Below are 26,231 nucleotides of genomic sequence, written 5' to 3' on the forward strand. Positions count from 1 at the left end.
GTCGTGGCCAACGGCAATGGCAAGAAAAAAAATCGCAAGAAGAAATTCCTGATCATCGGCGGAGTCGTGCTCGGCGTGCTGGTCATGGCCGGCGGGCTGGTGGCCTTCACCCGCGGCGGCGGCACCATCGACCCCAGCAAGCTGGCCAAGGTGGAGAAGGGCGACCTGGCCAAGAGCGTGGTGGCCACGGGCAAGATCGAACCCATCACCAAGGTCGAGATCAAGTCCAAGGCCAGCGGCATCGTCAAGAAACTGATGGTCGACGCCGGTGATACCGTGAAGACCGGCCAGATCCTGGCCGAGCTGGATAAGGAAGAGATCCAGGCCCGGGTGCGCGAAGCGAGGGCCGCGCTGGAGGCCGCGGAAGCCAACCGCCGCGCCGCCGAAGCCGACCTGGAACGCGCCCGCGTGGACGCCCAGGGTCCCGACGTTCCCCTTCTGCTGCGCGCCTACGAGCGCGCCCAGCAGATGGCGCGCGAAGGTGTGGTATCGCAGGCCAACCTGGATGACGCCCAGAAGGCCTACGAGTTGGCGGTGAACAAGCGCGACATCGCGCGCGCCCAGATGGTGGTGGCACGCGCCAAGGTCGCCCAGGCCCAGGCCCAGGTACAGCAGGCTCGCGCCAACCTGGAGCGCGCCGAGGAGGAGTTCCGTAATTCCACCCTCATCGCGCCCATGGACGGCACCGTGCTTTCCCGCAACGTGGAAGTGGGCGACGCCGTCAGCTCCATCCTGGTGCTCGGTTCTTCGGCGACCCTGGTGATGACCATCGGCGACACCCACGAGGTCTACGTCAAGGGCAAGGTGGACGAGAGCGACATCGGCAAGGTGTTCCTGGGGCAGCCCGCTCGCATCAAGGTCGAATCGTTCAAGGACAAGACCTTCAACGGCAAAGTCACCAAAATCTCGCCGCTGGGCGTGGAGAAGGACAACGTGACCACCTTCGAGGTGCGGGTGTCCATTGACAATGCCACCGGCGAGCTGAAGGCCGCCATGACAGCCAACGCGGAAATCCTCCTGGAGGAGCACAAAGGCGTGCTGATGATTCCCGAGGGCGCCCTCATCTACGACAAGGACCGCAACGCATCCGTCGAAGTGCCGGACAAGAAAGGCAAGGACGGAAAGCGCAAGCTGGCGGTGAAGATCGGGATCTCCAACGGCGCCAAGACCGAGGTCCTGGAAGGGCTGAAGGAAAACGACCAGGTTGTCCTGCAGTGACGACAGATTGTCGAGCCCGGCGGCCTGCGCGCCGCCGGGCCGGAGGCGATCATGAACTACCGCCGACTTCTCGGGCCAGCCGCGCTCCTGACCCTTTTGTTCAGTGCTTCCCTGCCGGCTCTGGCCGACGAGGCGACTGGCCAATTCGAGCGCACGCTTCAGGTCACTGGCCCGGTCGATCTCAGCGTCGAGACCGGCTCGGGCGACATCACTGTGCGTCCGGGAACTGCGGGCACAGTTCAGATCCGGGCCCGCATCCACGCCCGCAGCAAGCTGTTCGAGAGCCTCACCGCCACCGAAAAAGTGCAGCGCATCCAGGCGAATCCGCCCATCGACCAGGTGGGCAACATCATCCGCATCGGCAAGATTCGCGATGAAGACCTGCGCCAGAACGTCTCCATCAGCTACGAGGTGGTAACACCCGCCACCAGCAAGCTCCGTTCGTCGACCGGATCAGGCGACCAGTCTGTAGAAGGCGTGGAGGGCCCGGTGCGAGCTTCCACCGGCTCCGGTAACGTGCGCATCTCCTCCATTCGCCAGGAAGTGTTCGCGGAAAGCGGCTCCGGCGACCTCGACCTGAATTCGCTCGCCGGCGGCCTACGCGCCAATACCGGCAGCGGGAACATCCGCGCATTTGCGATCACCGGCCGCACTTCGGCCCAGACCGGATCGGGCGACGTCACCCTTGAGCTCACCGAGTCTTCCGAAGTGCGGGTGCAGACAGGCTCCGGCAATGCGCGCATCCGTGGCGTTCGCGGGGCGCTCGCCGCGGAAACCGGAAGCGGCGAGATCGAGGCGGAAGGCGTACCCACCGCTCCCTGGAAACTGACGGCGGGCTCCGGCGACATCACCCTGCACATCCCCGAGAGCTCCGGCTTCGAGCTTTATGCGGAGACGGGCTCGGGCACGGTGCGCATCGGCCGCCCCATCACCATGCAGGGCGCGCTGCGTCGCGATCTGGTGCGGGGCACGGTGGGCGGCGGCGGCTCGCTCATCCGCCTGGAAACTGGCTCGGGCAACATCGACATCCGCTAGGCGGATAACCAAGACTTCTCCACTGCGTCCAATCTCGCAGGTCCGCAGGCGGCCATGAACCTGTACGAGATCTTGCGGCAGACCTTCTCCACGCTGCGCGCCCACAAGATGCGCAGCTTCCTCACCATGTTCGGGATCGTATGGGGCATCGCCTCGGTCATCCTCATGGTGGGCTTGGGCAAAGGCTTCAGCCGCGACCAGAGGGAGCGCATGAAGACCCTGGGCACCGACTTGGTGATCGTGTGGGGTGGCCGCACCAGCCAGCAGGCCGGTGGCTACGCCGCCGGACGCGAGATCCAGCTCCAGGTGCGCGATGCCGAGATCATCCGCAAGGAATGCTATCTGGTGAAGAACGTCAGCCCCGAACTGCGCCGAGCGGTCTTCGAAGTGAGCGAATTCAATTCTGCCAACCGGCCGGTGCGCGGCGTCTGGCCCGCATTCCAGAACTTCCGCTCCCTGCGCCCCGCCGAGGGCCGCCTGATGAACGACGAAGACGAGCAACAGGCGCGGCGCGTCGTCCTGCTGGGGGTGGAAGCCCGCAACCAGCTCTTTCCGGGCAAGCCGGCCGTGGGCGCCACCCTCTCCATGAACGGCTTTCCCTATACCGTCATCGGCGTGCTGGAGAAGAAGAACCAGAACTCCAGCTACGGCAGCGGCCCGGACAATACCCAGCTCTTCGTTCCCTACTCCGCGATGGCGCGTGATTTCCCGCCCCGTTTTCCCGGCACCTTCCCGGGCTGGATCAACAACCTGGTGTTCGAGGTGGTCGATCCGGAGAACCACGAGGAAGCGGAGATGCAGGTGCGGCGCGTCCTGGGCCGCATGCACCACTTCGACGGGAACGACAAGGACGCGCTCTTCATCTGGAACACCATGCAGGGGTCGAAGCTGGTGCAGCGCATCTTCGACGTGATGACCATCTTCTTCGGCGCCATCGCGGTGACCACCTTGTGCCTGGGCGGTATTGGGGTGATGAACATCATGCTGGTCTCGGTGACCGAGCGGACGCGCGAGATCGGCGTGCGCAAGGCCATCGGCGCGACCAAGCAGGATATCGCCCGCCAGTTCTTCGCTGAATCCGCCGTCATCACTCTGGTGAGCGGCGTCGGCGGGCTGCTGTTCGGCCTGGGGATCTGCATCGCCATGGACAACATGCCTCGGCCCGAGTTCATCCCCGCTCCGGTCATCTCGCCCTGGGCGCTGGTGGTTTCGTTCCTCACGCTCTCCATCATCACCATCGCCGCCGGCATGTATCCGGCCAACCGCGCCGCCGAGATGACCCCGGTGGAGGCGTTGCGCTACGAGTGAACCTATGCTGCTGAGAGAAACCATCGTGCAGGGCTGGCATTCGCTGATGCGCAACCGCCTGCGTTCCGCCCTGACCATGCTGGGCATCGTCTGGGGGCTGGCCTCGGTGGTCATCCTGCTGGCCTACGGACAGGGGCTGGGCGACAGCGTCATCAACGCCATGCTGGGCATCGGCAACAATGTGGTCCACTTCTGGGGAGGCCAGACCAGCATGCAGGCCGGAGGCCAGCGCGCCGGCAAGCGCATCCGCTTCACCTTCGAGGACGTGCAGGCCATCCGCGAAGAAGTGCCGCTGGTCAAGAACGCTAGCGCCGAATATGACGACAACTTCGGCTTCAAGTACAACAATCGCGTCGTCTCGGTGATGGTGAAGGCCGTCGAATACCCCTATGGCGAGATGCGCAAGCTCGATGTCGAGCACGGCCGCTACTTCCAGGAAAGCGACTTCATCGAACAGCGCCGCGTGGTCATCTTCGGTCCGGATGCCGCCAAGAAGGTCTTCGGCAACCGCATCCCGGTGGGTGAGTTCGTGAGCATCAACGGGAGCCAGTTCGAAGTCATCGGCATGCTGCGCCTGAAGATCCAGGACAGCTCCAACAACTGCCAGGATAACGACTGCGCCTTCGTCCCCTACGTGACCCTGCGCGGCCTGATGAGCATCCGCGACCCCGACATGATCCTGATTCAGCCGGTGGACGAGGCCGTGCACCTGAAGGCGATCGCGGCCACCCGTGCCGTCCTGGCGCGCCGCCACCATTTCCATCCCAACGATGAGAAGGCCACGCCGGTCTGGAATACGGTGGAGAACAACATCGAGATGCGGCAGTTCGCCATCGCCCTGGAGGTCCTGATGGGCCTGATTGGCGCCATGACGCTGGGGGTGGGTGGCGTCGGGGTGATGAACATCATGCTGGTTTCGGTGACTGAGCGGACGCGCGAGATCGGGCTGCGCAAGGCCATCGGCGCCCGCCCGCGCCACATCCTGATGCAGTTCCTCATCGAGTCGCTGGTGCTGACCTTCGCCGGCGGGCTCATCGGCATGCTGCTGGCCATCGCCCTTACCCACATCATCCCGCCCATGCCGCTCTACAGCGACTTCTACAAGACGCCCAACAACGAGGGCGATATCATCCTGCGCGCCTCCGGTTCTGTGATGGCCATCTCGTTTGTGATTCTGACGCTGGTCGGCGTGGCGTCCGGCTTCTGGCCGGCGCTCAAAGCGGCCAGGCTCGACCCCATTGAAGCCTTGCGTTACGAATGACGGATCGGGCGCCTCGCGTTGACCGCCCCCGAGGCCCGGTGCTATAAAAATGTTTCGTCCCGCCAGTGCCGCGTGCTCTGGGGGACGCGCGGCGCGGCCAAGCTACCTCTGTTCCCTTCTAGTGGAAGCGCGTCACACCCCTACATGAGGTTGGATTTCGGAGGTACTATGCGCACGGTCCCGGCGGCGCTTGTCCGCCCTGCCAAGGCCCTCATCGTGGCTCTCTCGCTGCTGGCGCTTCTGGCAGCGCCCGCGTTCGCCCAAACCCCGGAGCACCAGCCCGGCGGCGAAGCGTCCCTGATTCTGCCCGACGTCTCCCAGGTCCACTTCCTGGGCGTGGATGGCCACCGCCTGCTGCTGGTGGGCATCCTGTTCTGCATCCTCGGACTGGTGTTCGGCCTGGTCATCTACATGCAGCTCAAGAACCTGCCCGTGCACCGCGCCATGCGCGACATTTCCGAGCTCATCTATGAGACCTGCAAGACCTACCTCGTCACCCAGGGCAAGTTCATCCTAGTGCTGGAAGCGTTCATCGCCGCCGTCATCGTCCTCTACTTCGGCGTGTTGCTGAAGTTCGAGGCCATCCGTGTGGTCATCATCCTGCTCTTCAGCCTGGTGGGCATCGGCGGCAGCTACGGCGTGGCCTGGTTCGGCATCCGCGTGAACACCTTTGCCAACTCGCGCACGGCGTTCGCCAGCCTGGGCGGCAAGCCCTTCCCCATCTATGCCATCCCGCTCAAGGCGGGGATGAGCATCGGCATGCTGCTGATCAGCGTCGAGCTGCTCATCATGCTGTTCATCCTGCTGTTCGTGCCCGGCGACTACGCCGGCCCCTGCTTCATCGGCTTCGCCATCGGCGAATCGCTGGGCGCGGCCGCGCTGCGCATCGCCGGCGGCATCTTCACCAAGATCGCCGATATCGGCTCCGACCTGATGAAGATCGTCTTCAAGATCAAGGAAGACGACGCCCGCAACCCCGGCGTCATCGCCGATTGCACCGGCGACAACGCCGGCGACTCGGTAGGCCCCACCGCCGACGGCTTCGAGACTTACGGCGTTACCGGCGTGGCCCTGATCACCTTCATTCTGCTGGCGGTCAAGGATCCCGTCGTCCAGGTGCAGCTCCTGGTGTGGATCTTCCTCATGCGCATCATGATGCTGGTCGCCAGTGCGGGCGCGTACTTTCTGAACGACCTGGTAGCGCGGGCGCGCTACGGCCACGCTACCGAGATGCACTTCGAGGCCCCGCTCACCACGCTGGTCTGGCTTACTTCCTTCGTCTCCATCGCGCTGACCTACGTCGTTTCCTACTTCATTATTCCGGAGCTCGGCGGCGATGGCAGCCTGTGGTGGAAGCTGGCCAGCATCATCTCCTGCGGCACCCTGGCCGGCGCTCTCATCCCCGAGCTGGTGAAGGTCTTCACCTCGACGCAATCCCGTCACGTGCAGGAGATCGTGACCTCGGCCCGCGAGGGCGGCGCCTCGCTGGATATCCTCTCCGGCTTTGTGGCCGGCAACTTCTCCGGATACTGGCTGGGCCTCTCCATGGTCACGCTCATGGCCATCTCTTACCTGGTGGCCTCGCAGGGCTTGGAAAGCGTGATGGTGGCGGCGCCGGTGTTCGCCTTCGGCCTGGTCGCCTTCGGCTTCCTGGGCATGGGCCCGGTGACCATCGCCGTCGATTCCTACGGCCCGGTCACGGACAACGCGCAGTCCATCTACGAACTGTCGCTCATCGAGCAGATCCCCGGCGTGAAGGAGGAGATCCGCAAGGAACACGGCTTCGACATCAGCTTCGATCGCGCCAAGCACATGCTGGAGGAAAACGACGGCGCCGGCAACACGTTCAAGGCCACGGCCAAGCCGGTGCTCATCGGGACCGCCGTCGTGGGCGCCACCACCATGATCTTCTCCATCATCATGGCCCTTACGCAGGGCCTCACGGTGAACAAGGAACTGCTCTCGTTGCTGCATGCTCCCTTCGTGCTCGGCCTCATCACCGGAGGCGCCATGATCTACTGGTTCACGGGCGCCTCCACCCAGGCCGTCACTACCGGCGCTTACCGCGCCGTGGAGTTCATCAAGGCCAACATCAGGCTGGAAGGCGTGGAAAAGGCCTCGGTCGAGGACAGCAAGAAGGTCGTCCACATCTGCACGCAGTACGCGCAGCGCGGCATGTTCAACATCTTTCTGGCAGTGTTTTTCGGCACGCTGGCCTTCGCCTTCGTGGAGCCGTTCTTCTTCATCGGCTACCTGATTTCCATCGCCATCTTCGGCCTCTACCAGGCCATTTTCATGGCCAACGCCGGCGGCGCCTGGGATAACGCCAAGAAGATCGTCGAGGTCGAACTGAAGCAGAAGGGCACGCCCCTGCACGACGCGACCGTGGTGGGCGACACGGTGGGCGATCCCTTCAAGGACACCTCGTCGGTGGCCATGAACCCCATCATCAAGTTCACCACGCTGTTCGGGTTGCTGGCCGTGGAACTGGCCGTCAAGCTGACCTACGATGCCGGCGCCGCCGCCAGCCATGTGCTGGCCGCCGCGTTCTTTGCCGTTTCGGTGTTCTTCGTCTACCGGTCGTTTTACGGCATGCGCATCACCCACGCCGCCGAAACAAAGCCAGAGATGATCGGAACGACGCCGGGTGTACCCTAGAGCTTAGGCGCGCCCTGCCGGCTGCATCGCGATGCGCGCCATCACGTTCTCCACCACTCGGTCGCAACGCGAAGCGTGGAACTGGAACGCGTCCACGCTCTTCGCGCCCGCGCGCGCATAAAGTTCCCTCCGCAGCAGGGCATGCGCGCGGTGCAGGCGTATCTTCACGTTGGACTCCGTGAGGCCCAGCGCCTCGGCCGTCTCCGCCGTGCTCATCTCTTCCACGTCTCGCAGCACCAGCACCGACCGGTAGGCGGCCGGCAGCGCCTCGATGGATTGCTCCAGCAGCCGGGCCGTTTCCCCCTGGGCGGCCGCTCGTTCGGGTGTCTGCTCGGGCTTGCTGAGGCTCGCCATGATGTCTCCTTCCAAATCCGCAATGGAATCCAGCCCGTCGAAACGGCCGCGCTTCTGCGCCCGGGCCAGCGCCTCATGCACGGCGATCTTGGTCAGCCAGGTGGAGAACTTGGCGCGCCCGGCGAACTGGTCCAGATGCTCGTAGGCGCGCACGTAGGCTTCCTGCATGACGTCCTCCGCCTCCGCGTCCTCGCGCAGGATGGCCCGCGCCACGCGATACAGGCGCTGGTTGTAACGCCGCATCAGGATCTCGAACAGCGCCCGGTCGCCCGCCAACACGCGCGCGACGATCTCTTCGTCGCTCAGATGGGCAGCCGCGCCCACCGTCACCACCTGCTCCTCAGGCATGACTGATCTCCTGTATGCAAGAGAGCGACTCGCCGCCCTCGAGGTTACAGATTTTTTCTGCGGGCGGGGCCCTCAGGGCTTGATGACCGGGCCGTAGTAGCCCTTCATCTTCTCGCGCACCCGCTTGGCCAGCTTCTCGATCTCCTCGGCCTTCTTGATGACGTCGAGCGAGAGCATGTTTTCGTCGGTCTTGTCCACGTACTCTTTGAGTTGCTCGGCCAGCCCGAGGAGTTTCTCGGTGTCGCTCTTCAGCTCTTCGTGCCGCTGCTTGTTCAGCGCCTTGGCCTGGCGGCGCTCCATCTCGATCTGCTGCGGATCCTTCTCACGCCGGCGACCCGGGGGAAACTGCGGCTCCAGTGGCGTCGCGGACATCTCGGCGCTGGTATCCGGCGGTTCTTGCGGCTCCTGGGCCAAAGCCGGCGATCCGGCCGGCAGGATCACCAGGAAAAGCAGAGCGCCACGCGCATAGGAAAACATGAGGTCCTCACAAAGGAATCACACCGATTATACGGTGCGCTATGGAAGCGCACCGAACCCGCCCGGAGGCCGGAGGCACGGCAAAACTCTGGCATAATCTCCCTTCCTCATGGACACCGGATTGAAGGCCCGCGCCGTCATCGTCGCCGCCTCCAGCCAGGGGATGGGCCGCGCCGCCGCCGAAGCCTTCGCGGCGGAAGGCGCCAGCGTTGCCCTGTGCGCCCGCAACGAAAAGACCCTGGCGTCCACCGCCGAGGAGATCCGCCGCCAGCACCGCGCCCGCGTGTTCGCGCAGGCCCTCGATGTCACCGACGCTGAAGCCGTGGCGCGCTTTGTCGAGTCGGTGGCCCGCGAGTTCGGGCGCCTCGACGTGTGCGTCACCAACGCCGGCGGCCCGCCCGCCAAAAACTTCCTCTCCACCTCGGAGGACGACTGGCGAAAGGCCGTAGCGCAGAACTTTCTCAGCGTGGTGCACTTCGCTCGCGCCGTGTTGCCTCACATGCAGCGCAATCGCTGGGGACGCCTCATCACCATCACGTCGGTCTCAGTCAAGCAGCCCATCGCGGACCTGGTGCTCTCAAACGCCGTACGCGCCGCGGTCGTAGGGCTGGTGAAGAGCCTGGCCAATGAGTTCGGCAAGGACGGCATCACCGTCAACAACGTCGCTCCCGGATACACCGCCACCGACCGCCTGCGGGAGCTCGCAGCCACGCGCGCCTTGGCGGCCGGCATCAGCGTGCAGCAGATGTACGAGCGCTGGGCCACCGACGTCCCCCTGCGCCGCATCGGAGAGCCGCGAGAAGTCGCCGACGCCATCGTCTGGCTGGCCTCCGAGCGCGCTTCCTACATCACCGGGCAAACGCTGCTGGTCGATGGTGGCAGCTACCGTGGCTTGTGACCTGGAATGTGCTTCCTGCAGAGTAGAATGTCTGCGCCCTAACCAGAGAGGAGACTCGCTGATGCAACGTCGCAAGTTCCTGAAGTCGTCGTCGGTCGCCCTGGCCGGCGCGGCGCTGGCTGCGCCCGATACGGCGCGCGCCATGATGCGCGCCGAGAACCAGGCCGGAAAGCTCCCCACCACGGAGTATCCACCGCTCACCGGTCCCTTCCGTCTTCCTGCCGAGTGGTACCAGGCGACCACGCGCCGCTTCCAGCAGAAGCTCGTGGAACAGAAGCTCGATGGCGCCGTCATCACCAGTTCCGACAACATCCAGTACCTCACCGGCGCCTTTGCCACCACCACCGAGCGCGCCATTTGGCTGTTCGTGCCCGCGAAAGGCGACCCGGCCATCTTTTATCCCGGCCTCGACCGCGACCTGTGGCAGACCTGGTGGATCAAGGATGGCGAATGGTATTTCGACTACCACCATCACGGCCCCTACAACCGGGTGGTGTGGACGGCCGGGCCCACCGCCGATCTGTTCGCCTGGATGCTCGAAGGGCTGGAGAAGCGCGGCCACGGCTCCAGCCGCATCGGGTTCGAGGCGCGCCTGTCGGACGACGAAGCCGCCTCACTGCGCAAGACCACGCCGCAGATGAAAGCCGAGTGGAAGACGGTTGCGGACACGCTCCTGCGCATGCGCCAGGTCAAGACCGAGGAAGAGCTGGCGCTCTGCCGCGTAGGCATCGCGCTGCACGACCGCATGATGGACTTCGCCCGCAGCTACATCCTGGCCTACGGGACCGACGCCACCGACTTCGAAGTCGGCCACGCCGCCAGCGGCTTCGGCGCTGCCGAACTCAGCAAGTACCTCAAGCTCGACGGGCGGCCGCATACCGGCGTCGGCGTCGATGTCGGATTCGGCTGCCGCACCGGCGTCTCTACCGCCTACCCCCACCCCAACCAGTTCTTCTTTAAGAAGATCGAGCGCGGCGACGCCATCCAGATCGCCGCCGGCGTCCGCATCGGCGGCTACGGCGGCGAAGGCTATCGCGCCATGCAGATCGCCGGCCCCGGCGTAGGCGACCTCCACCGCAAGATGTGGGAAGTGCACACCGCCATGACCCTCGAGCAGCAGAAGCTCATGAAGGCGGGCACGCCCTGCAACGTTGTCGGTGAAGGTGTGCTCAAGCTGGCCAAGGATGCGGGCCTGGAAAAATACGTCTATCATCGACCCGCCCACGGAGAAGGCAGTGAAGGCCATCAGGCTCCTTACCTCGCCCTCGGCGACACCATGGTGCTGGAAGAGAACATGACCTTCTCCAACGAGCCCGGCCTCTACAATCCGGAGGGCGGCTTCGGCTACAACCACTCCAACCTGGTGCGGGTGACGAAGACGGGCGGCGAACAGTTCAACCAGACCCCGCTGACGAAAGAGTGGTGCTGGATCACGATCTAACCACGTCGAGGAGGAACGACTTTAACCCATGCCCGCTGCAGGAGTGACTCGCATTGGGCCCCGTATTGCTTCCATCGTATTTGGTTTCGCAGGTTATCTTTGCATCTCTGCCGCTCTCCCCGCTCATCTCGCGGCGCAATCGGCCGGTGCCGTGCCGGCTTCGGAGCCGCGCTTCCGTCTGGTGCGCTCCATCTCTGGGTCTCACGGCTCCGAGCAGAACGGCCGCTACACCGTCGAAGATCCACGTACGACTTTCAGCCTGAAGGACGACCGGCACGTCATCGTTTACTTCGAATGGGACGGCCCATTGGGCAGCCATCGCTTCGAAGGCAGATGGAAGAATCCGGAGGGCAAGGTGGTCGTGCTCTCCGACTTCAGTTATGAGGCGCGGCAGAAACGCTTTGGCGCCTACTGGTCCCTTACGCTGACCGATGGCACCGCACCTGGGCTGTGGGCGCTCGAGGCGTACGTGGATGGCGAGCACGCCGGAACGCACGCTTTCCAGATCGTCGCCGAACCCAAGCCGGCTGAGCAGACGCCTTCGCGCCGCTTGCTTCCGGTCTCGGAGATCTACCAGCGTGCTCTGGCTTCAACCGTGCTCCTGGAGCGGCTGGATTCCACCGGCCGCACGACAGGCACCGGCTCGGGCTTCGTCTTCGGTGATGGCTTGGTGTTGACGGCTTTTCAGGTCATCGACGGTGCGAGCGCATTGATGGCGGTCACCGCCGATGGCCGTCGCATTCCTGTCAGCCTGGTGGCGAACTTCAACCGTTGGCAGGACTGGGCGCTGCTGCGTCTTGACGGTGGCTCGCCTCCTCCGCTGCCGCGGGCTCCCGCCAAGTCCTGGCAGGTTGGGGATCGCTGCTTCACGCTCGAAGCTCCTGCCACGGGCGGTCGCAACATTGTCGATGCCGACATCCAGGGCGCACAGAGATTTCCGGACGCCGGCGGGCGCCTCACGGTTTCCCACCACTTGTCAACGCGTGCAGTCGGCTCGCCGCTGCTGAATGAATATGGCGAGGTAATCGGCGTAATGGGTGGGGCCGTCATCCCCGGAATCAGCTCGCTCTCCAGCCACTGGAGTGCGTTTCCGGGCAACATGGCCAGTCAGAACGTTGCTTTTCGCAGCGTGACTGCGGTTCCTATTGACCTGGTTCCCGAAACCAGCCGCACGTCGGGCGGAAGGAGCCTGCTCGATATGGCCGCCGCTGGTTATTTCATTCCCGCGCTCGAGGGCGACCGCAACGTCGATCGCGGGACTGTGGCTCGCGCATTGGACAAGCGCGCTCCCTTTGCCCTGCCGGTCGATGAGCGATGGGAATACTCGCGCCGCGACCAGAAAATCACCGTCTACGTGCTCTGGAGACCCCAGGAGAAGCGCAAGGGCAAGAGTTCCCTGCTCATCTACGACGTTAACAACCGTCTGGTCAACCAGGCTAAACCCGGAACGCTGCGCCTGAATCCGGGCACATCGTCGTACAGCACGTGGGACGTGGATATCGCTAACGTCTCCCCGGGAGTCTATCGCTTCGACGTGGTCCTGGAGACGCGTCCAATCTGGCGGACGTTTGTGAAGATCACGGAGTAGCGAGCTCACGTCGGGGACGAGCAGAGCTGATTCCGAATCGCTCAAACCGGACCGCTCATTTCCCCACTCTCTGCTGGCGCCGGTAGGCGATGGACTCCAGCACCTGTTTGAACCGTGGTTCGTCGCGAATGCCGGCCAACAGCGGGTCGCGCTGGAAATACTCCGCTCGTTCATCTCCATTGCGCACGGCACGGTCGAGCCACTCCAAGGCCCTTTCCTTCTCCCCCACTGCCGCATAGAAGGCAGCCGCCTGGGCATTCATGAGCGAGTGGGCTCCGGCATACCTTTCCACTTCGGCGTCCATCTCCTTCAGCGCCTCCGCTTGTTTTTCTTCCCGGGCCAGCACCAGGGCGCGCGCGAGCCGGACGCGGTAGTTCTGGCGGTCTTCCGGCTTCACACGTTCAAGCGTCGCCCGCGCCTTGGCCGTGTCTCCCAGGTCGAGGTAGGTGCGGCTGAGGTGGCCGAGAGCCAGAATATTGGTCGGGTCCTGCTCCAATACCTTTTCCTGCTCGCGAATGGCGTCCTCCAGCTTGCCCTGCTCGCGCAACATCTCTCCCAAGTAGGTGCGGGCCGGGAAAAACGTCGGCTTGCCGGCAAGCATTTCTTTGGCTAGCTCTTCCGCACGCCCGTAGTCCCCATTGAACCTGTGGTAAAGCAGCCCCCACATCGTGGCCGGCAGCCCGGAACCCGGGTCGAGTTGAAATACCTGCTCAAGTTCCCCAGGAACCATCTCTTTGCGTCCTTGCAGCAGATAGACGCCCGCCAGCGTGATTCGTGCCTGCCGGGCCGTAGGGTCGTCTTGCAGCGCACGCCGCGCTTCTGCTTCCGCCCGGTAGAGCAGGGCGGAATCGTTCGAGTAGCCACCCTCGACCAGGAGCACGAAAGAGAACCCATAAACCGCTCGCGCCTTGCCGAAACGGGGATCAATTACCAGTGCCCGTTCAAACATTTCTCGCGCCCGCGGCACCTGGAATTGCGTGTTCAGAAACAACAGTCCTTTTTGGAAGTATTCATTGGCTTCTTCATGTGCAGACGGTTTGCCGTCCGAGTCCAACATTGGGTCGCGCTTCGCGACAGGAGCGACCCCGGCCTTGAATGGCATTTCACCAATCACTACCGCAATCATCGCTGCGGCACTGAGCAGGGCCGCACCAGCCACCGCCCACCACCGGACGCGTCGGCGTTCTCCTGCCGGACGCACCGGAACGGTCACCTCGGTGCTCGACTCCAGCGTCTCCAGCGCCGCCCGCACTTCGCTGGCTTTCTGGTAACGCTCCCCCGGCTCGCGCTTCAAACAGCGCTGCACCACCGCCCGCAACCCGCTTCCCGTGTTTGCCGGAAGCGCTGGTAACGGCTCCCGCAGGATGGCCGAACTCAGCTCGTAGGTGGTCGCTCCCGTGAACGGCAGCCGGCCGGCCGCCATCTCGTACAGCATCACCCCTAGCGACCAGATGTCGGAGCGCTCATCCGCCGCCTGGCCGCGCAGCACCTCCGGCGGCATGTAGTGCAGCGTGCCCGCTACCGTCTTGGCTTCCGTCAGCGACATGCGTGAGCGTGTCGCCTCCTCGATCTCCTGTTCCCGCTCTCGCCTCGCCAGGCCGAAGTCCAGCACCTTGGCGCGCCCCTCCGGCGTGATCATCACGTTCGCGCTTTTCAAGTCACAATGGATCACGCCACGCTGATGCGCATGCGCCAGCGCATCGGCAATCTGCACCGCGTAGCGCAGCAGCGTTTCCGGCGGCAGCCCCTGCCCCAGGACCATGCTGCTGAGCGTGCGCCCTTCCACATGCTCCATGGCGATGTAGGTGTGACCGTCGGCTTCTCCGACCTCGAAGATGGTGCAGATGCTGGGATGGTTCAGAGCGGAGGCATTCCGCGCCTCGTCAATCAAACGTTTACGAGCTTTGCGGTCAGCCAGGAAGCGCTCGCCCACCAGCTTCAGCGCCACCGCGCGGCCCAGGCTCTCATCCTGCGCCCGATACACTACACCCATGCCGCCCGCGCCGATCTGCGCCTCGATGCGATAGTGACCGAGCTGTTGCCCGATTATGGTCAGGATTATCCTCCGCAGCAGCGGAAACGTGGGGCAGCCGCAGATTGCCTGAAGAACTTAGTCGTCCGCGCTCGCTCCCGCACTCAGCGCTCCCCCGAGTGGCACCAGTTCCGGCAATGCCGGCCGCGAATGGTGCTCCGGCACGGGAACGGACTCGGGAACGCGATAGCGTGCCTTCGTGCCTCCGCTGAAGTCCAGGTAGAGCTTGCGCCGCAGAAAGCGTTCCGGAAAGTGGCCCAGCCGGAACAGCGGATACTTCATCTCCGGACCGAACAGCCGCCGCCCCAGCAGGTAGTAATAGATCGGAACGCCCAGGTTGAACTTCAGTTGCACGGAAGGAGTGTTGCGATAGAAGTCCAGGTTGTACCGCCAGCAGGTGAAGAACACTTCCCACTGCAGGTCGGTCATTCTCACCAGCTTCGCGCTTTCCTGTTTCTCCAGCCGCGTGTCTTCCAGCGGCACGAACAGCGTGGGGATGGCGCACCACTTGGCGTCCTTCAGGCAGTAGAGAAGGTCGAGCGTCTGCTTGGTGTCCTCGCGCGTCTCACCCGGCAGCCCGATGATCCAGGTGCAGAACGGGAACCAGTTGTGCCGGTTCAGGATCTCCATCCCCTTCAACACTACGTCCGGCCACTGCTCCGGACGGAACGGGTAGCCCTTGCCCTTCATGTATTCGGTGAACAGGCGTGGCGAACCGGTCTCCAGCCCGACGAACAGGTTGGCGTAGCGGTGGTCCGGATGCGTGGAGGCTTTGTGCTGGCCCACCGCCATGGGCACGGCGATGGGCGAGAGTTCTTCGATGACCTCCGGCTCCAGCACCACCGGCGCGATGGTGCCGTGCGTCAACATGATGTGCCTCACGCCCGGAACTGCGGCCACCGATTCGAACAGCTTCTTCAGCGCCGTGCGATTGGTCTGGAACTTCGGCCCCTGCTCGTACAGGAACAGGTCCTCGGTCGTGAACAGGATGGTGTCGGCGCCCTCGGCCACCTGCACGCGCACGTTGTGCAGGATCTGCTCCAGCGGGATGCTCTTGCCTCCCCTGAGCGCCACCGAGCAGAACTGGCAGCCCCGCCCGCAGCCCCGCGTGATCTCCACCACGCCGAACGTCGAGCGGTGCTGGATGGGCGGAATGTGGTCGAGCCGCGGGCTGTGGCACTCCACCTTGCGCGGCAGCGGTTCGCCGCGCACCGCTGCTTCGAACAGCGGCAGGACGGCGTCTTCGGCTTCGCCGTCCACCAGGCAGTCCACGCCCCATTCGTCCTGCAGGTTCTTCTTCTCGATCTGCCACGAGCCCGGCCCGCCCACGATGACCTTCAGATGTTCCTTGTGCCGCCAGATGGCCGGATGCAGGATCATGCGCCGGAACTCGTAGGCGTTGATGGGCTCGGCGGTGGCGCCGTACAGCATCGGGTAGATGTCGGTGGCGAACGTGATGCCCAGCGGGTTGTGGGCGTGTACGCCGACCACCCGCGTTTCGCTACCGACGAAGAGTTCCAACTGGTCGGGATAGCAGACCGCAATCTGCTCCGGCGTGAACTTCTTCAGCAGCAGCGCTTCCACCACGCGCAGACCGTGGGGCACGTACTTGGCCTGGCCGTCGGCCGCCAGTTCGTTGGCCAGCGACCAGTCCGTTCCCATCCACTTGGCGTAGCGATAGGGCAGTGTGGCCAGCAGCATCTGCCGCCAGGTGCTGCGCAGGTATTCGGAGGATTCGGAATCGCTGGCGGCCAGCACGATCAGCTTGCCGCGCGGCGCGCTCACCTCGACGCCCTGTCCATCATGCGGACGATTGCGGTGCGGGGCGGTCATGGGACGTTCTCCTTCCACCGGCACGAAACCGGTCCCAGGAACCCCACTACTTATAACTCGCAGATTCTACTCGAAATCAATGCCTCGGGTCACCGCCCGCGGGCTCAAGCAACGGGGCGCGGCCTTTACTCCGGAGGCTTCCCCGGGACCGGAATGAACCTGTAGCCTACCCCGCGCACCGTCAGCAGGTGCTGCGGGCGGGAAGGCACTTTCTCGATGTACCGCCGCAGCCGCACGATGAAGTTGTCGATGGCCCGCGTGTCGGTCTCCTCGCTCAAGCCCCATACGTCGCGCAGCATCGCCTTGCGCGACACGGCCTTGCCGGCGTGCTGCACCAGGTAGCGCAGCAGTTCCGCTTCCATGGCCGTCAGCCGCACCACCTGGCCCGCCACATGCAACTCCAAAGCGCCGAAATCGATGCGCTTGCCGTCGAAAACGAACTCATCCGCTTCCGGCCCGTTGGCCGGACGCGACTTTGTGCCGGCGTTCGCGGGCGCCGCCTCTTCCCCGCTCTTCCGCGACCAGCGATGCCGCCGCAGCAGGCCGCGCAGCCGGGCCAGCAGGATCGCCAGGTCGAAGGGCTTGGGCAGATAGTCGTCTGCGCCCGCCTCGAATCCGCGCAGCACGTCCTCCGGCCGGCCGCGTGCCGTCAGCATCAGGATGGGCGTGAACACGCCCGCCTGCCGCAGTTCCGTCGCCACCTGGAAGCCGTCCACACCCGGCAACATCACATCCAGGATGACCGCGTCGTAGCTTGCCTCCGGTGCCTTCAGCCGTTCGAGCGCGCGCTCCCCGTCCCCCGCCAGCTCCACGCGATAGCCTTCCGCTTCCAGGTTGAAGCGCAGGCCGTTGGCCAGGTGCTTTTCGTCCTCGACTATCAGCACCGCGCTCATGCCCGCGCTCTCGGCAACTGCACCGTGAAGGTGCTGCCCCGCTCCGCACCCGCGCTCTCCGCGCGCACCCGTCCGCCGTGCTTCTCGATGACCGAGCGCACGATGAACAGCCCCAAACCAGTGCCCTTCACCCGCGTGGTCAGTCGCCCCGGCGCGCGATGGAAGCGCTTGAAGATGCGCTTCAGTTCGTCCTGCGGGATGCCGACGCCGCGGTCCCGCACCTGCACCGTCACGTGCTCCGTGTCCGGCGTCGCCACCTCCACTTCCACCTGCACGCCTTGATGCGAATACTTGATGGCGTTCTCGATCAGGTTGGTGAATGCGGCGTGCAGTTCGTTGCGGTCTCCCAGCACTACCGGGGCGCCGTGTCCATTGGCGGCGTGGAAGCGGACCGCCTCCGGGTTGAGCTTGTATGCCGTTCGCGCCAGCGCCACCGACTCCTCTACCACTTCCGCCACGTCGATCGGCGTCCGCGCCAGGCTGCGGCCAGCCTGCCCGGTGCGCGCCGCCAGCAGCACCTGCTCCACCGTGCGCAGCAGCCGGTCGCTGTCCGTCAGCATCACGTCGTAGAACTCCCGCCGCTGCTGCTCGTCCACCTCGCGCGACTTCAGCGTCTCCAGGTACAGCCGCAGCGATGCAATGGGCGTCTTCAGCTCGTGCGTGACCGCGTTCAGGAAACTGTCGTGCTGTTCGTTGCGCCGGATCTCCCGCACCAGGAAGATGGTGTTCAGCACCAGCCCCGCGATGATGGCCAGCGACAGGATCGAGCCCAGCAGCAGCCAGCCCAGCGTGCGCCAGTGCAGCACGATCCAGCTCACGTTCAGCGCCACGGCCGCCGCGATCAGGCAGGCGCCGAGCGTCACGAAGAACACCACCGACTTGCGTCGTGTGCGCAGGTTCATCGCCAGGACCGCAGAAGAGAAAGAGCCTGCAAGGATTGTACCCTGCAGGCTTGGGAGGGGTGATGGCGGACTAATCGCCTGCGGCTTCTGCCAAGGCCGGCACGGTTTCGCTTTCTTCTCTCGCCGGTTCTTTCAGCTTCACCAGCTTGATGTCACGCGCCAGGCCGAGCACCTTCAAGGTCCAGATGCCCATCCAGTTCATGTCCAGCTCATACCACGCCAGCCCGTGCCGCGCCGAGGTCGGATGCGCATGGTGATTGTTATGCCAGCCCTCGCCGAAGCTCAGCAACGCCACCCACCAGTTGTTGGTCGAATCGTCGCGCGTCTGGAAGCGCCGGCTGCCCCACATGTGCGTCGCCGAATTCACCAGCCAGGTGCTGTGCAGGGCCAGCACCGTGCGCAGGAACATGCCCCACAGCAGCCACGGCCACCCGCCCGCCGCCAACAAAGCGATTCCCAGAACGACCTGCGGCGCGTAGTGATACTTGCTGATCCAAACCTGAAAGCGGTCTCTCGCCAGGTCGGGCGCGTACTTGGCCAGGATGGCGGCGTCATGATGCAGCGCCCGCCCGGTCAGGATCCATCCCATATGCGCCCACCATCCGCCGTCGCGCGGCGAATGCGGATCGCCCTCCACGTCGCTGAAGCGGTGATGAATGCGGTGCGTCGCCACCCAGAAGATCGGCCCGCCCTGCATCGCCAGCACGCCGCACAGGGTCAGGAAATATTCCACCCACTTGGGCGTCTTGTATCCACGATGCGTCAGCAGCCGGTGATATCCCATCCCGATGCCCAGGCTGCCCGCCAACCAGTAGAGGAAGACCGCCACCGCCAGCGCCGACCAACTGAAGAAGAACAGCGCCGCCACCGCCCCCGCATGGAAGATTGCCATGAAGACAGCGGTCACCCAGTTGATCTGCTTCGGCCTCTCCAGCGCCGCCGTTTCCTGTTCCATGTCCTCGCTCGCGGGTCGGCTCACATCAACCGATGGCTCAGCCTACCAACTCCCCGCCGCCCCATCTGTAATAGTTCTGTAATTGCTTGTTCTACGCCGCCTCTGCCCCCGCCCACTTCTCGATCATCAACAACGTCGCCGCATAGTCCAGATCATCGTGTCCTTCGCGACTCGCTGCCTCGTACACCGCGTCCACGGCCTCCACGCCCGGCAGCCGCACGCCGTGCCGCCGCGCCGCTTCCAGCATCAGGTGCAGGTCCTTGTGCATCAGCCGCAGCGGGAAGTTGGGGGAGAAATCGCGCCGCTCGACGAACGGCGCTTTGTAGTCCACCACCCCGGAGCGCGCCATCGACGACCGCACCAGCGCCAGGAACGAATCCGGCGCCACGCCCAGCCTGCGTGTCAGCGTCAGCGCCTCGACAAAGCCTTCGTACGCGAGGGCCACCATCAGGTTCTGTCCGAGCTTTGCCGCCTGGCCCATACCTGTGCCCCCCATCCGGATCACCTGCTTGCCCATCGCGCCCCACAGCGGATGCAGCCTCTCGATCGCCGATTCGCTCCCTCCCACGATGAAGATCAGCGTGCCGGCTTCCGCCGCCGCCTTGGAACCGGTCATGGGAGCGTCTACATACTCGGCGCCCCGTCCGCGCACCCGCTCCGCGAAGCGCTGCGTGGCCTCCGGTGAGATGGTGCTCGAGTCCACCACCACCATGCCCGGCCGCAGCGAGCTCTCCGCTCCCTCCGGACCGAACAAGGCCTGCTCCACCGCTGCCGTATCCGGCACGCACATCCACACCACTTCCGCGTCACGCGCCGCTTCGCGCGCCGACGCCGCCTCACGCGCTCCTTCCGGTGCCTTCCCCGGCGTCCGGTTCCACACCGTGACTTCGTGTCCGGCCTTCACCAGATTGGCCGCCATCGGCCGCCCCATGATGCCCATGCCAAGGAACGCAATCCGCATGATTCCTCCTGTCGGGAAATCGAATCTCCGATTACAAAGGAGCGTGGCCCCGTGGTCAAGCAGCCGAACTTGAATGTGCGCGGATGCTGCCGGTTCGAGCCATCTCGACGGTGCCCCACCACCTCGACGGTGCCCCACGTCTGCGCCACGCCTTTTGGCACAGACGTGGGATAGCTACCTCAACGGTGCCCATATCCGTGGAGCCCCGACGCACCGGCGGTCCTTATAGGATCCAGTCCGCCTCAGGCGGACGGAATCCGTTAGCCCAGCACGGAAGTGCTGGGAAGACTGGTCACGTAGGAAGGAGTCCCGTAGGGACGACACTTACCTCTCTCGATTCGTATCAGGGCACGGCTTCAGCCGTGCCGTTATCCATCCATTTTTGATTGCCATCCCCGAGCGAGCCCGAGCGGCCGCTCGTCCGCCATGGCGGACGAGGGGGCAAGCGAGGGCGAGTCGAGGGACCGTAGGGTTGCCTTTTTTCACCCCTTCCCGGTCGGCCGACCGCCTTATGGGAAGAAGTTCTCAATGAACCTGTGGCGTCACCCCCGGGAGAAGCGGTAGGCTACTGCCATGTCCGGTCCTGCAAGGTGTTCCTTCTGCAAGAAGTCGGCGAGGAACTTGAGTCTGTCATCGCCGCACCTGACAACAATGCCTTCATCTGCTCTGAGTGTGTCCGTGTGTGCGCTTCGATCCTAACGAGGGACGGCCAAGAGGTACCACCAATCCCTGGCGAGCGCTTCGTTGCTCGCCTGTTAGGGAAACTCGGTCCTACCCGGATTCACCAAATGCCTAACCGCTAGGCTGCACGGCCGACTCGCTGAGATCGCCCTTCCTCTCGTGCATCACAACCACTTTCCTGTATCATCCACTTTCCGGCCTTCGGCGCCGCATCGCCGGCTGGGCCGGCAACATCTGTATCTATGATGGACGTTCCTCTGCGCCGCCGGGCGCGCAACTTCACGCGCCTCATCCGCCATTCGGCGGTCACGCCGCGCACCGGACGCACCCACCGCCCCATCCTGGCGCGCAACGGCGAACTGGCCCTCACCTTCATCGGCCACTCTGCCTTCTTCATCCAGATCGGCCATCGGAACCTGGTCGTCGATCCCAACTTCGCCCGCTGGCTGTTCGTGCTCAAGCGCCTGCGGCGTCCCGGCCTGCGCGTCCCCGACCTTCCCGCGATCGATGCCGTTCTCGTCACTCACGCCCATTTCGACCACCTGCACCGGCCGTCCCTGCGCGCCATCGCGCGCGCCACCCGCCGGCTCACCGGGCACGCGCCCGCCATCGTCGTCCCGCGCGATGTGCGCGACCTGGTTCGCCGCCTCGGTTTCCGCGAGATCATCGAGATGGATTGGTGGGACACCTGGCGCCTGGGCGGTGTCGAAATCACTCACGTCCCCTCGCGCCACTGGGGCGCGCGCGTCCTCACCGACATGCATCGCGGATACGGCGGCTACGTCCTGCGCAACGGCCACCAGTCGCTCTACCACGCCGGCGACACCGCCTACTTCGAAGGCTTCCGCGAGATCGGCCGCCGCCTGCGTCCCGACCTGGCCCTGCTGCCCATCGGCGCCTACGACCCGCCCAGCTTCCGCGCCGTGCACACCAGCCCCGCCGACGCCGTGCAGGCCTTCCTCGATCTCGGCGCACGCTGGCTGGTACCCATGCACTATGGCAGCTTCCGCCTGTCGCACGAGCCCTTCCACGAACCCTTGCAGTTCCTCGCCGACGAAGCCCGCCGCCACGGCGTCAGCGATCGCGTGGTGGTGTTGGAGGAAGGTGTAACGCGCTTCTTCTAGATTGTTTGGTCTTGGCTCCTGGCTTCCCGCTCTGCGGCCTCTGCTTTCCAGTTTCGGCCTTCCGCTCTCGGCTGGCCGCTTTCCGGTCTGCGCCCCATGTTCAATCCAGGACTTTCACTGACTCAATGATTGACTGATTCACTGATTCAATTCTTCGATTCTCCAACCACCAAATTACTCAATTACCAAATTTCCAAACTTCCAAATCGCCTCAATACGCCATCATCACCCTCACATCCCTCACATTCGTCCCCGTCGGGCCGGTGACGATCACGTCCCCCAGCGCCTCCAGCAGCGTGTACGCGTCGAAGCCCCGCAACGCAGCCTCGATATCCAGCCCCCGGGCGCGCGCCCGCGCCACGGTCGTGCCATCCGTCACCGCTCCCGCCGCCGGGCTGTTGCCGTCGATCCCGTCGGTCCCGGCGCTCAACACGGTGACGTTCTGGCCGGCAATCTTCTCTGCGCAATGGAGCGCGAACTGCGCGTTGCGGCCGCCGGTGCCGCTTTGCGGCCCCACTTTCACCGTCACCTCGCCCACCGACACCAGGCAGACGCGCTCCGCCTTCTGGCGCATCTCCTTCAGCCTCCCCAGCAGGTAGTCGGCGGCACGCTCGTAATCCCAATCGTCCGGGCGATTGTCCACGTCCACCACGAACCCCTGCCGCGTCGCTGCCACCCCCGCCGCCTCCTGTGCCGTCGCGCTGGAAAGGATCGGCCACCAGCGCGCCCGCCGGAACGCTTCGTCGCCCGCCTTCGGCGTCTCTTCCAGCGCCCGCTTCTCGAACAGATAGCGCACGGAAAGCGGCAGTTCGGGAACCAGGCCGTAGTGTTGCGCTACGCGATAGCAGTCCTCCACGGTCGAAGAGTCCGGCATGGTCGGGCCTGAGGCCAGCGCGTCCAGCGCGCCCTCGGGCACGTCCGACACCATCACGGAGACCTGCTGCGCCGCCGCCGCCGCGCGCGCCATGCGTCCCCCCTTCACCGCCGAAAGATGCTTGCGGATGGCATTGATTTCCGCGATGGGCGCGCCGCAGTGCACCAGCGCGCGATACGTCTCGACCAGGTCGTCCAACGAGATGTCCTCGTCGATCGCCTTCTCGACCGCCGCCGACCCGCCTCCGCTGATCATGTAGATCACCAGCGACCCCAGCCCCTGCGCCTGCAAGGCGCGCAGGATGGCCGTGGCTGCCCGCACCGACTCCGCGTTGGGCAGCGGATGCCCGCCCTCGAAGTAGCGGAATCCCATCACCTGCGAAGGCGGCGGCGTGGTCCCCACGGCGATTCCCTCCACCAGCCCGCCCACCTCGGCGAACAGCGCTTCCGCCATGGCGTGCGCCGCCTTGCCCATCGAGACCACGAACGTACGCTTGTACGACTCCAGGTTGTACAGGTCTTCCGCAATGCGCAGCACGCCCCGCCGGCAGCTCACGTGCCGCTCGAACGCCCGCGCGATGGTGCACTGCGCCAGCGTCTCCTGGAAGATGGCGCGCGCTACCGCCCGCATCTCGATCGCCGGCGCTTCGCGTTCGGTCTCTTCGTACATCGTAGGCGGGGATTATACGGCTTGGGTGCCCCTTGTTTGCCCCTGCTGTTGGGGCGCAAACGTGGGAAAAAGACCCCGCGGCTGCCCACCCTTGTCGCTTCCGCTGTTGGAGCGACAGGGTGGGAGGTTCCTGAGTTACTTCAGGAATCGAAACGAATCAAGGACTTGCTTCAGGCTGCGGTATACGTGATCGAAGTCCTGCGAAGTGAATTCCTTGAGTGGGGGTTCAGTATCTACATGCTGAGTTGCGATTGTGACGTTCATTTCGTAACACTTTTGCCTGTGATAGCTCCTGTAGACATGCGTACTGGCGTGGTGACCCGTTGCCGCGCTCCCACGCTCGTATGCTCTGAATCGGAGTCCATGGATTGTTTCTAAACGGCTGTTGAATACAGCCAAATCCGGCGGGCTCCTCAAGCACTCCGTCTGGGTACTGACGTCCTTGAGCTCCATCACTGACAACGCCGCGCCTTCAAAGTTCGTGCCTTCGTACTCCCTGGCCGGGTAGGCCAGGCACGCTATCGTGCTGTCCGGGTGCGCAGGTGAGTACTGGCAGAGAGGTATGTAGGATGTGCAGGACTCGATTGGCCTCCAGAGACCGGGCTGATCCAGGTCTCTTCCGCACAGGACAAGAGAATCGGCATACTTGAACTCGAACGCACCATCCCGGCTGGCAAATGTTTGCTCGGCTGCGCGCGGGTTGCCCTGACTCCCGGATTCCGACGTCGCAAGAATCAACGCCAGCACCGCTACGACCGCTGCGTACCACCGTTTCATGCTTCCGCACCGATGATTGCAAACCATCTTACTCCGACGAGCCTTCGAGTGAGCAGGGCCGCGTAGGTCGCATCTGAAGGTGCCCCATGTTTGCGCCCTGCTGTTGGGCGCAAACGTGGGAAAAAGATCGTGCGGCTGCCCCACCCGCGTCGCTCCCGCGGCTGGAGCGACCGCATGGGACCGCGAAACTCGAAACGTGAAACGTTCTTGACGGTGCCCCATGTCTGCGCCACGCTCTTCGGCGCAGACGTGAGGAAATGAGGGGTAACGCGAGGTTGCCCCACCCTTGTCGCTCCCGGTGTTGGAGCGACAAGGTGCGAGGGAGCACTCCTGACCCAGCCCGCCTCGGCGGGCGGCGCATCGTATTGCGGTGCCCCATGTCTGCGCCACGCTCTTCGGCGCAGACGTGGGGAAAGACGTGTCCGCATCCGTGGAGCGCTGACGCGCCGCCGGTCGCATCCGCGAGGTCCAGTCCGCCGCAGGCGGACGGAATTCGTTAGCCCAGCACGGAAGTGCTGGGAAGCTTGGTCGCATAGGAAAGAGTCCCGTAGGGACGACACTACCTCTCTCCCGACCACTCCGGTGCACGTGCCTCTATCCGTAGAACGCCGACGGTGCCCCATGTCTGCGCCACGCTCTTCGGCGCAGACGTGGGGAAATGACCCTTAAACCAACTCGTACGTCTTCCCCTGTGTTTCTCTCTCTTGCTTCGTGCCGGCCTTCGTGTCCTTCGTGGTGAGGTTTTCCAGTTCGCAGTTCACAGTTCGCAGATCACAGATTCTTCACCCATTCCCTTATCGCCTTCTGCACTTCTCCCAGCCGTCCCTCAAAAAAATGGTCCGCGCCTTCGACCAGCACCAGTTCCTTCGGCGGCGCCGCCTCTTTCACCACCTTCTCGATCCGCTCGCGCGGGCAGAACTGGTCTTCGGTCCCGCTGATGAACAGCTTGGGCTTCGAGCAGTCGTGCAGAAATTCGTAGCCGTACTCGCGGCCTGCTGCCTCTACAGGTGTGCCCAACGCGATCACCGCCGCCACCCGCGCATCCGGACACGCCGCCCGCAACCCCACGCCCGCCCCAAAGGAAAAGCCGGCGAACACCACCGGCAGCGTAAACTCCTGCTCCAGCCACTCAAGCGCCGCGTGCACGTCGTCCACTTCGCCGCGCCCGTCGTCGTGCCTGCCCTCGCTCAGCCCGGCGCCGCGGAAGTTGAAGCGCAGCACCGGGAAGCCGAACTCGCTCAGCGCCTTGGCGGCGTGATACACCACCTTGTTGTGCATGGTCCCGCCGTACACCGGATGCGGGTGGCACACCACAGCCGCATGCGTGGCGCTCTCATCGCCCGTATTCAGCAGCGCTTCCAGCCGCCCCGCTGGACCCTCGATGAAGAAAGACCGGATCTCGTTGCCCACGGTTCTCAATCCGCCATCGTCGATCGCAGTCGTCCGCCTGCGACCATCGCGTTCGCAGGATACCAGCGAAGGGTCCTCTGGGTACTGGGTACTGGGTACTGGGTACTGGGTACTCGTTACTCGGTACTCGGTACTCCCAACTGCTATTCTTCCCCCATGGACCTCGTCCGCCTCACGCGCCAGCTCGTGGACATCGAGTCCATCACCGGCAACGAGGCCGCCGTCGCCGAATTCCTGGCCAGCATGCTCTCCACTTCCGGCTATCACGTCGAACTGATGCCGGTCGAGGACCGTCGTTTCAACGTCTACGCCACGCCCCCGGAGGCCGCGCGGCCTCCCCTGGTCTTCTCCACCCACATGGACACGGTCCCGCCCTTCATCTCTTCCTCCGAAGACGAAGAGCGCATCTACGGCCGCGGCGCCTGCGACGCCAAGGGCATCATCGCCGCCCAGATCGCCGCCGCCCAACGCTTGCGCAGCGAGGGCCTCGCCGCCGGGCTGCTCTTCCTGGTCGGCGAGGAACGCGACAGTCTC

Annotated in this window: 20 protein-coding genes; 10 read left to right on the top strand and 10 right to left on the bottom strand. The window is 64.5% G+C overall.

All coding sequences use genetic code 11. The annotated features are described in order from the left end of the window. Positions 1-3: 3 nt before the first annotated feature. From VNK82_09180 to VNK82_09200, 5 genes are all read left to right on the top strand, one after another. Complete coding sequence (locus tag VNK82_09180) at positions 4-1,218, top strand: efflux RND transporter periplasmic adaptor subunit (GenBank protein HXE91121.1); 1,215 nt, start codon at positions 4-6, stop codon at positions 1,216-1,218. A 51-nt stretch (positions 1,219-1,269) separates the two neighbouring features. After that, positions 1,270-2,253: a DUF4097 family beta strand repeat-containing protein gene (locus VNK82_09185; protein HXE91122.1), complete on the top strand. Its 984-nt coding sequence runs from the start codon at positions 1,270-1,272 to the stop codon at positions 2,251-2,253. Positions 2,254-2,307: 54 nt separating this feature from the next. Continuing rightward, positions 2,308-3,561, top strand: coding sequence for an ABC transporter permease (locus VNK82_09190; protein HXE91123.1), 1,254 nt, complete (start codon positions 2,308-2,310; stop codon positions 3,559-3,561). A 4-nt stretch (positions 3,562-3,565) separates the two neighbouring features. Continuing rightward, a complete protein-coding gene (locus VNK82_09195; GenBank protein HXE91124.1) occupies positions 3,566-4,822 on the top strand; it encodes an ABC transporter permease in 1,257 nt (418 codons plus the stop codon). Positions 4,823-4,990: 168 nt separating this feature from the next. Then, complete coding sequence (locus tag VNK82_09200; GenBank protein ID HXE91125.1) at positions 4,991-7,480, top strand: sodium-translocating pyrophosphatase; 2,490 nt, start codon at positions 4,991-4,993, stop codon at positions 7,478-7,480. A 3-nt stretch (positions 7,481-7,483) separates the two neighbouring features. Here the strand turns inward: VNK82_09200 and VNK82_09205 are convergent, their stop codons facing one another. Next, positions 7,484-8,182 carry an RNA polymerase sigma factor gene (locus VNK82_09205; GenBank protein HXE91126.1) on the bottom strand — a complete coding sequence of 233 codons (699 nt, stop codon included), beginning with the start codon at positions 8,180-8,182 and terminating at the stop codon, positions 7,484-7,486. A 72-nt stretch (positions 8,183-8,254) separates the two neighbouring features. Continuing rightward, on the bottom strand, positions 8,255-8,659 hold the full coding sequence (locus tag VNK82_09210) for a hypothetical protein (protein ID HXE91127.1): 405 nt from the start codon (positions 8,657-8,659) through the stop codon (positions 8,255-8,257). A 109-nt stretch (positions 8,660-8,768) separates the two neighbouring features. Between VNK82_09210 and VNK82_09215 the strand changes: the two genes are divergently transcribed. The 3 genes from VNK82_09215 to VNK82_09225 all read left to right on the top strand — a co-directional run bounded on the left by VNK82_09215 (position 8,769) and on the right by VNK82_09225 (position 12,586). Next, positions 8,769-9,557 (top strand): SDR family oxidoreductase, encoded by a 789-nt coding sequence (locus tag VNK82_09215; GenBank protein HXE91128.1) that lies wholly within the window; start codon positions 8,769-8,771, stop codon positions 9,555-9,557. 61 nt (positions 9,558-9,618) lie between these two features. Further along, positions 9,619-10,998, top strand: a complete 1,380-nt coding sequence (locus VNK82_09220; GenBank protein HXE91129.1) for a Xaa-Pro peptidase family protein — start codon at positions 9,619-9,621, stop codon at positions 10,996-10,998. Between the two features lie 151 nt (positions 10,999-11,149). Continuing rightward, entirely contained in the window at positions 11,150-12,586 is a 1,437-nt protein-coding gene (locus VNK82_09225) for a serine protease (protein ID HXE91130.1), read from the top strand. A 55-nt stretch (positions 12,587-12,641) separates the two neighbouring features. Here the strand turns inward: VNK82_09225 and VNK82_09230 are convergent, their stop codons facing one another. The 6 genes from VNK82_09230 to VNK82_09255 all read right to left on the bottom strand — a co-directional run bounded on the left by VNK82_09230 (position 12,642) and on the right by VNK82_09255 (position 20,162). Further along, complete coding sequence (locus tag VNK82_09230; GenBank protein HXE91131.1) at positions 12,642-14,684, bottom strand: protein kinase; 2,043 nt, start codon at positions 14,682-14,684, stop codon at positions 12,642-12,644. Positions 14,685-14,696: 12 nt separating this feature from the next. Continuing rightward, on the bottom strand, positions 14,697-16,451 hold the full coding sequence (locus VNK82_09235; GenBank protein ID HXE91132.1) for a radical SAM protein: 1,755 nt from the start codon (positions 16,449-16,451) through the stop codon (positions 14,697-14,699). A 125-nt stretch (positions 16,452-16,576) separates the two neighbouring features. After that, positions 16,577-17,344 (bottom strand): response regulator transcription factor, encoded by a 768-nt coding sequence (locus tag VNK82_09240; protein ID HXE91133.1) that lies wholly within the window; start codon positions 17,342-17,344, stop codon positions 16,577-16,579. Continuing rightward, complete coding sequence (locus VNK82_09245) at positions 17,341-18,246, bottom strand: HAMP domain-containing sensor histidine kinase (protein HXE91134.1); 906 nt, start codon at positions 18,244-18,246, stop codon at positions 17,341-17,343. The genes VNK82_09240 and VNK82_09245 overlap by 4 nt, the downstream gene beginning before the upstream one ends. A 70-nt stretch (positions 18,247-18,316) precedes the next feature. Continuing rightward, a complete protein-coding gene (locus tag VNK82_09250) occupies positions 18,317-19,201 on the bottom strand; it encodes a fatty acid desaturase (GenBank protein HXE91135.1) in 885 nt (294 codons plus the stop codon). Between the two features lie 91 nt (positions 19,202-19,292). Further along, positions 19,293-20,162 (bottom strand): NAD(P)-dependent oxidoreductase, encoded by an 870-nt coding sequence (locus VNK82_09255; protein HXE91136.1) that lies wholly within the window; start codon positions 20,160-20,162, stop codon positions 19,293-19,295. Between the two features lie 923 nt (positions 20,163-21,085). Here VNK82_09255 and VNK82_09260 point away from each other — a divergent pair. After that, positions 21,086-21,967: an MBL fold metallo-hydrolase gene (locus VNK82_09260; GenBank protein HXE91137.1), complete on the top strand. Its 882-nt coding sequence runs from the start codon at positions 21,086-21,088 to the stop codon at positions 21,965-21,967. A gap of 211 nt (positions 21,968-22,178) precedes the next feature. Here the strand turns inward: VNK82_09260 and VNK82_09265 are convergent, their stop codons facing one another. Both VNK82_09265 and VNK82_09270 read right to left on the bottom strand, forming a co-directional pair. Further along, positions 22,179-23,510, bottom strand: a complete 1,332-nt coding sequence (locus VNK82_09265; protein HXE91138.1) for a DUF4147 domain-containing protein — start codon at positions 23,508-23,510, stop codon at positions 22,179-22,181. A 1,548-nt stretch (positions 23,511-25,058) separates the two neighbouring features. Then, positions 25,059-25,697 (bottom strand): alpha/beta fold hydrolase, encoded by a 639-nt coding sequence (locus tag VNK82_09270; protein ID HXE91139.1) that lies wholly within the window; start codon positions 25,695-25,697, stop codon positions 25,059-25,061. Between the two features lie 156 nt (positions 25,698-25,853). On the opposite strand from VNK82_09270, the gene VNK82_09275 reads away from it, so the two are divergent. Further along, positions 25,854-26,231, top strand: a 378-nt coding sequence (locus VNK82_09275) for a M20/M25/M40 family metallo-hydrolase (protein ID HXE91140.1), incomplete at its 3' end; no start/stop codon positions are given.

It is taken from the genome of Terriglobales bacterium (genome assembly GCA_035573675.1).
GTDB lineage: Bacteria > Acidobacteriota > Terriglobia > Terriglobales > Acidobacteriaceae > DATMAB01.

Excerpts from the sequence above, each read along its gene's own strand:
- VNK82_09185 (HXE91122.1), top strand. The coding sequence starts at position 1,270 with ATGAACTACCGCCGACTTCTCGGGCCAGCCGCGCTCCTGACCCTTTTG.
- VNK82_09190 (HXE91123.1), top strand. The coding sequence starts at position 2,308 with ATGAACCTGTACGAGATCTTGCGGCAGACCTTCTCCACGCTGCGCGCC.
- VNK82_09195 (HXE91124.1), top strand. The coding sequence starts at position 3,566 with ATGCTGCTGAGAGAAACCATCGTGCAGGGCTGGCATTCGCTGATGCGC.
- VNK82_09200 (HXE91125.1), top strand. The coding sequence starts at position 4,991 with ATGCGCACGGTCCCGGCGGCGCTTGTCCGCCCTGCCAAGGCCCTCATC.
- VNK82_09205 (HXE91126.1), bottom strand. The coding sequence starts at position 8,182 with ATGCCTGAGGAGCAGGTGGTGACGGTGGGCGCGGCTGCCCATCTGAGC.
- VNK82_09210 (HXE91127.1), bottom strand. The coding sequence starts at position 8,659 with ATGTTTTCCTATGCGCGTGGCGCTCTGCTTTTCCTGGTGATCCTGCCG.
- VNK82_09215 (HXE91128.1), top strand. The coding sequence starts at position 8,769 with ATGGACACCGGATTGAAGGCCCGCGCCGTCATCGTCGCCGCCTCCAGC.
- VNK82_09220 (HXE91129.1), top strand. The coding sequence starts at position 9,619 with ATGCAACGTCGCAAGTTCCTGAAGTCGTCGTCGGTCGCCCTGGCCGGC.
- VNK82_09235 (HXE91132.1), bottom strand. The coding sequence starts at position 16,451 with ATGACCGCCCCGCACCGCAATCGTCCGCATGATGGACAGGGCGTCGAG.
- VNK82_09240 (HXE91133.1), bottom strand. The coding sequence starts at position 17,344 with ATGAGCGCGGTGCTGATAGTCGAGGACGAAAAGCACCTGGCCAACGGC.
- VNK82_09245 (HXE91134.1), bottom strand. The coding sequence starts at position 18,246 with ATGAACCTGCGCACACGACGCAAGTCGGTGGTGTTCTTCGTGACGCTC.
- VNK82_09250 (HXE91135.1), bottom strand. The coding sequence starts at position 19,201 with ATGGAACAGGAAACGGCGGCGCTGGAGAGGCCGAAGCAGATCAACTGG.
- VNK82_09255 (HXE91136.1), bottom strand. The coding sequence starts at position 20,162 with ATGCGGATTGCGTTCCTTGGCATGGGCATCATGGGGCGGCCGATGGCG.
- VNK82_09260 (HXE91137.1), top strand. The coding sequence starts at position 21,086 with ATGATGGACGTTCCTCTGCGCCGCCGGGCGCGCAACTTCACGCGCCTC.
- VNK82_09265 (HXE91138.1), bottom strand. The coding sequence starts at position 23,510 with ATGTACGAAGAGACCGAACGCGAAGCGCCGGCGATCGAGATGCGGGCG.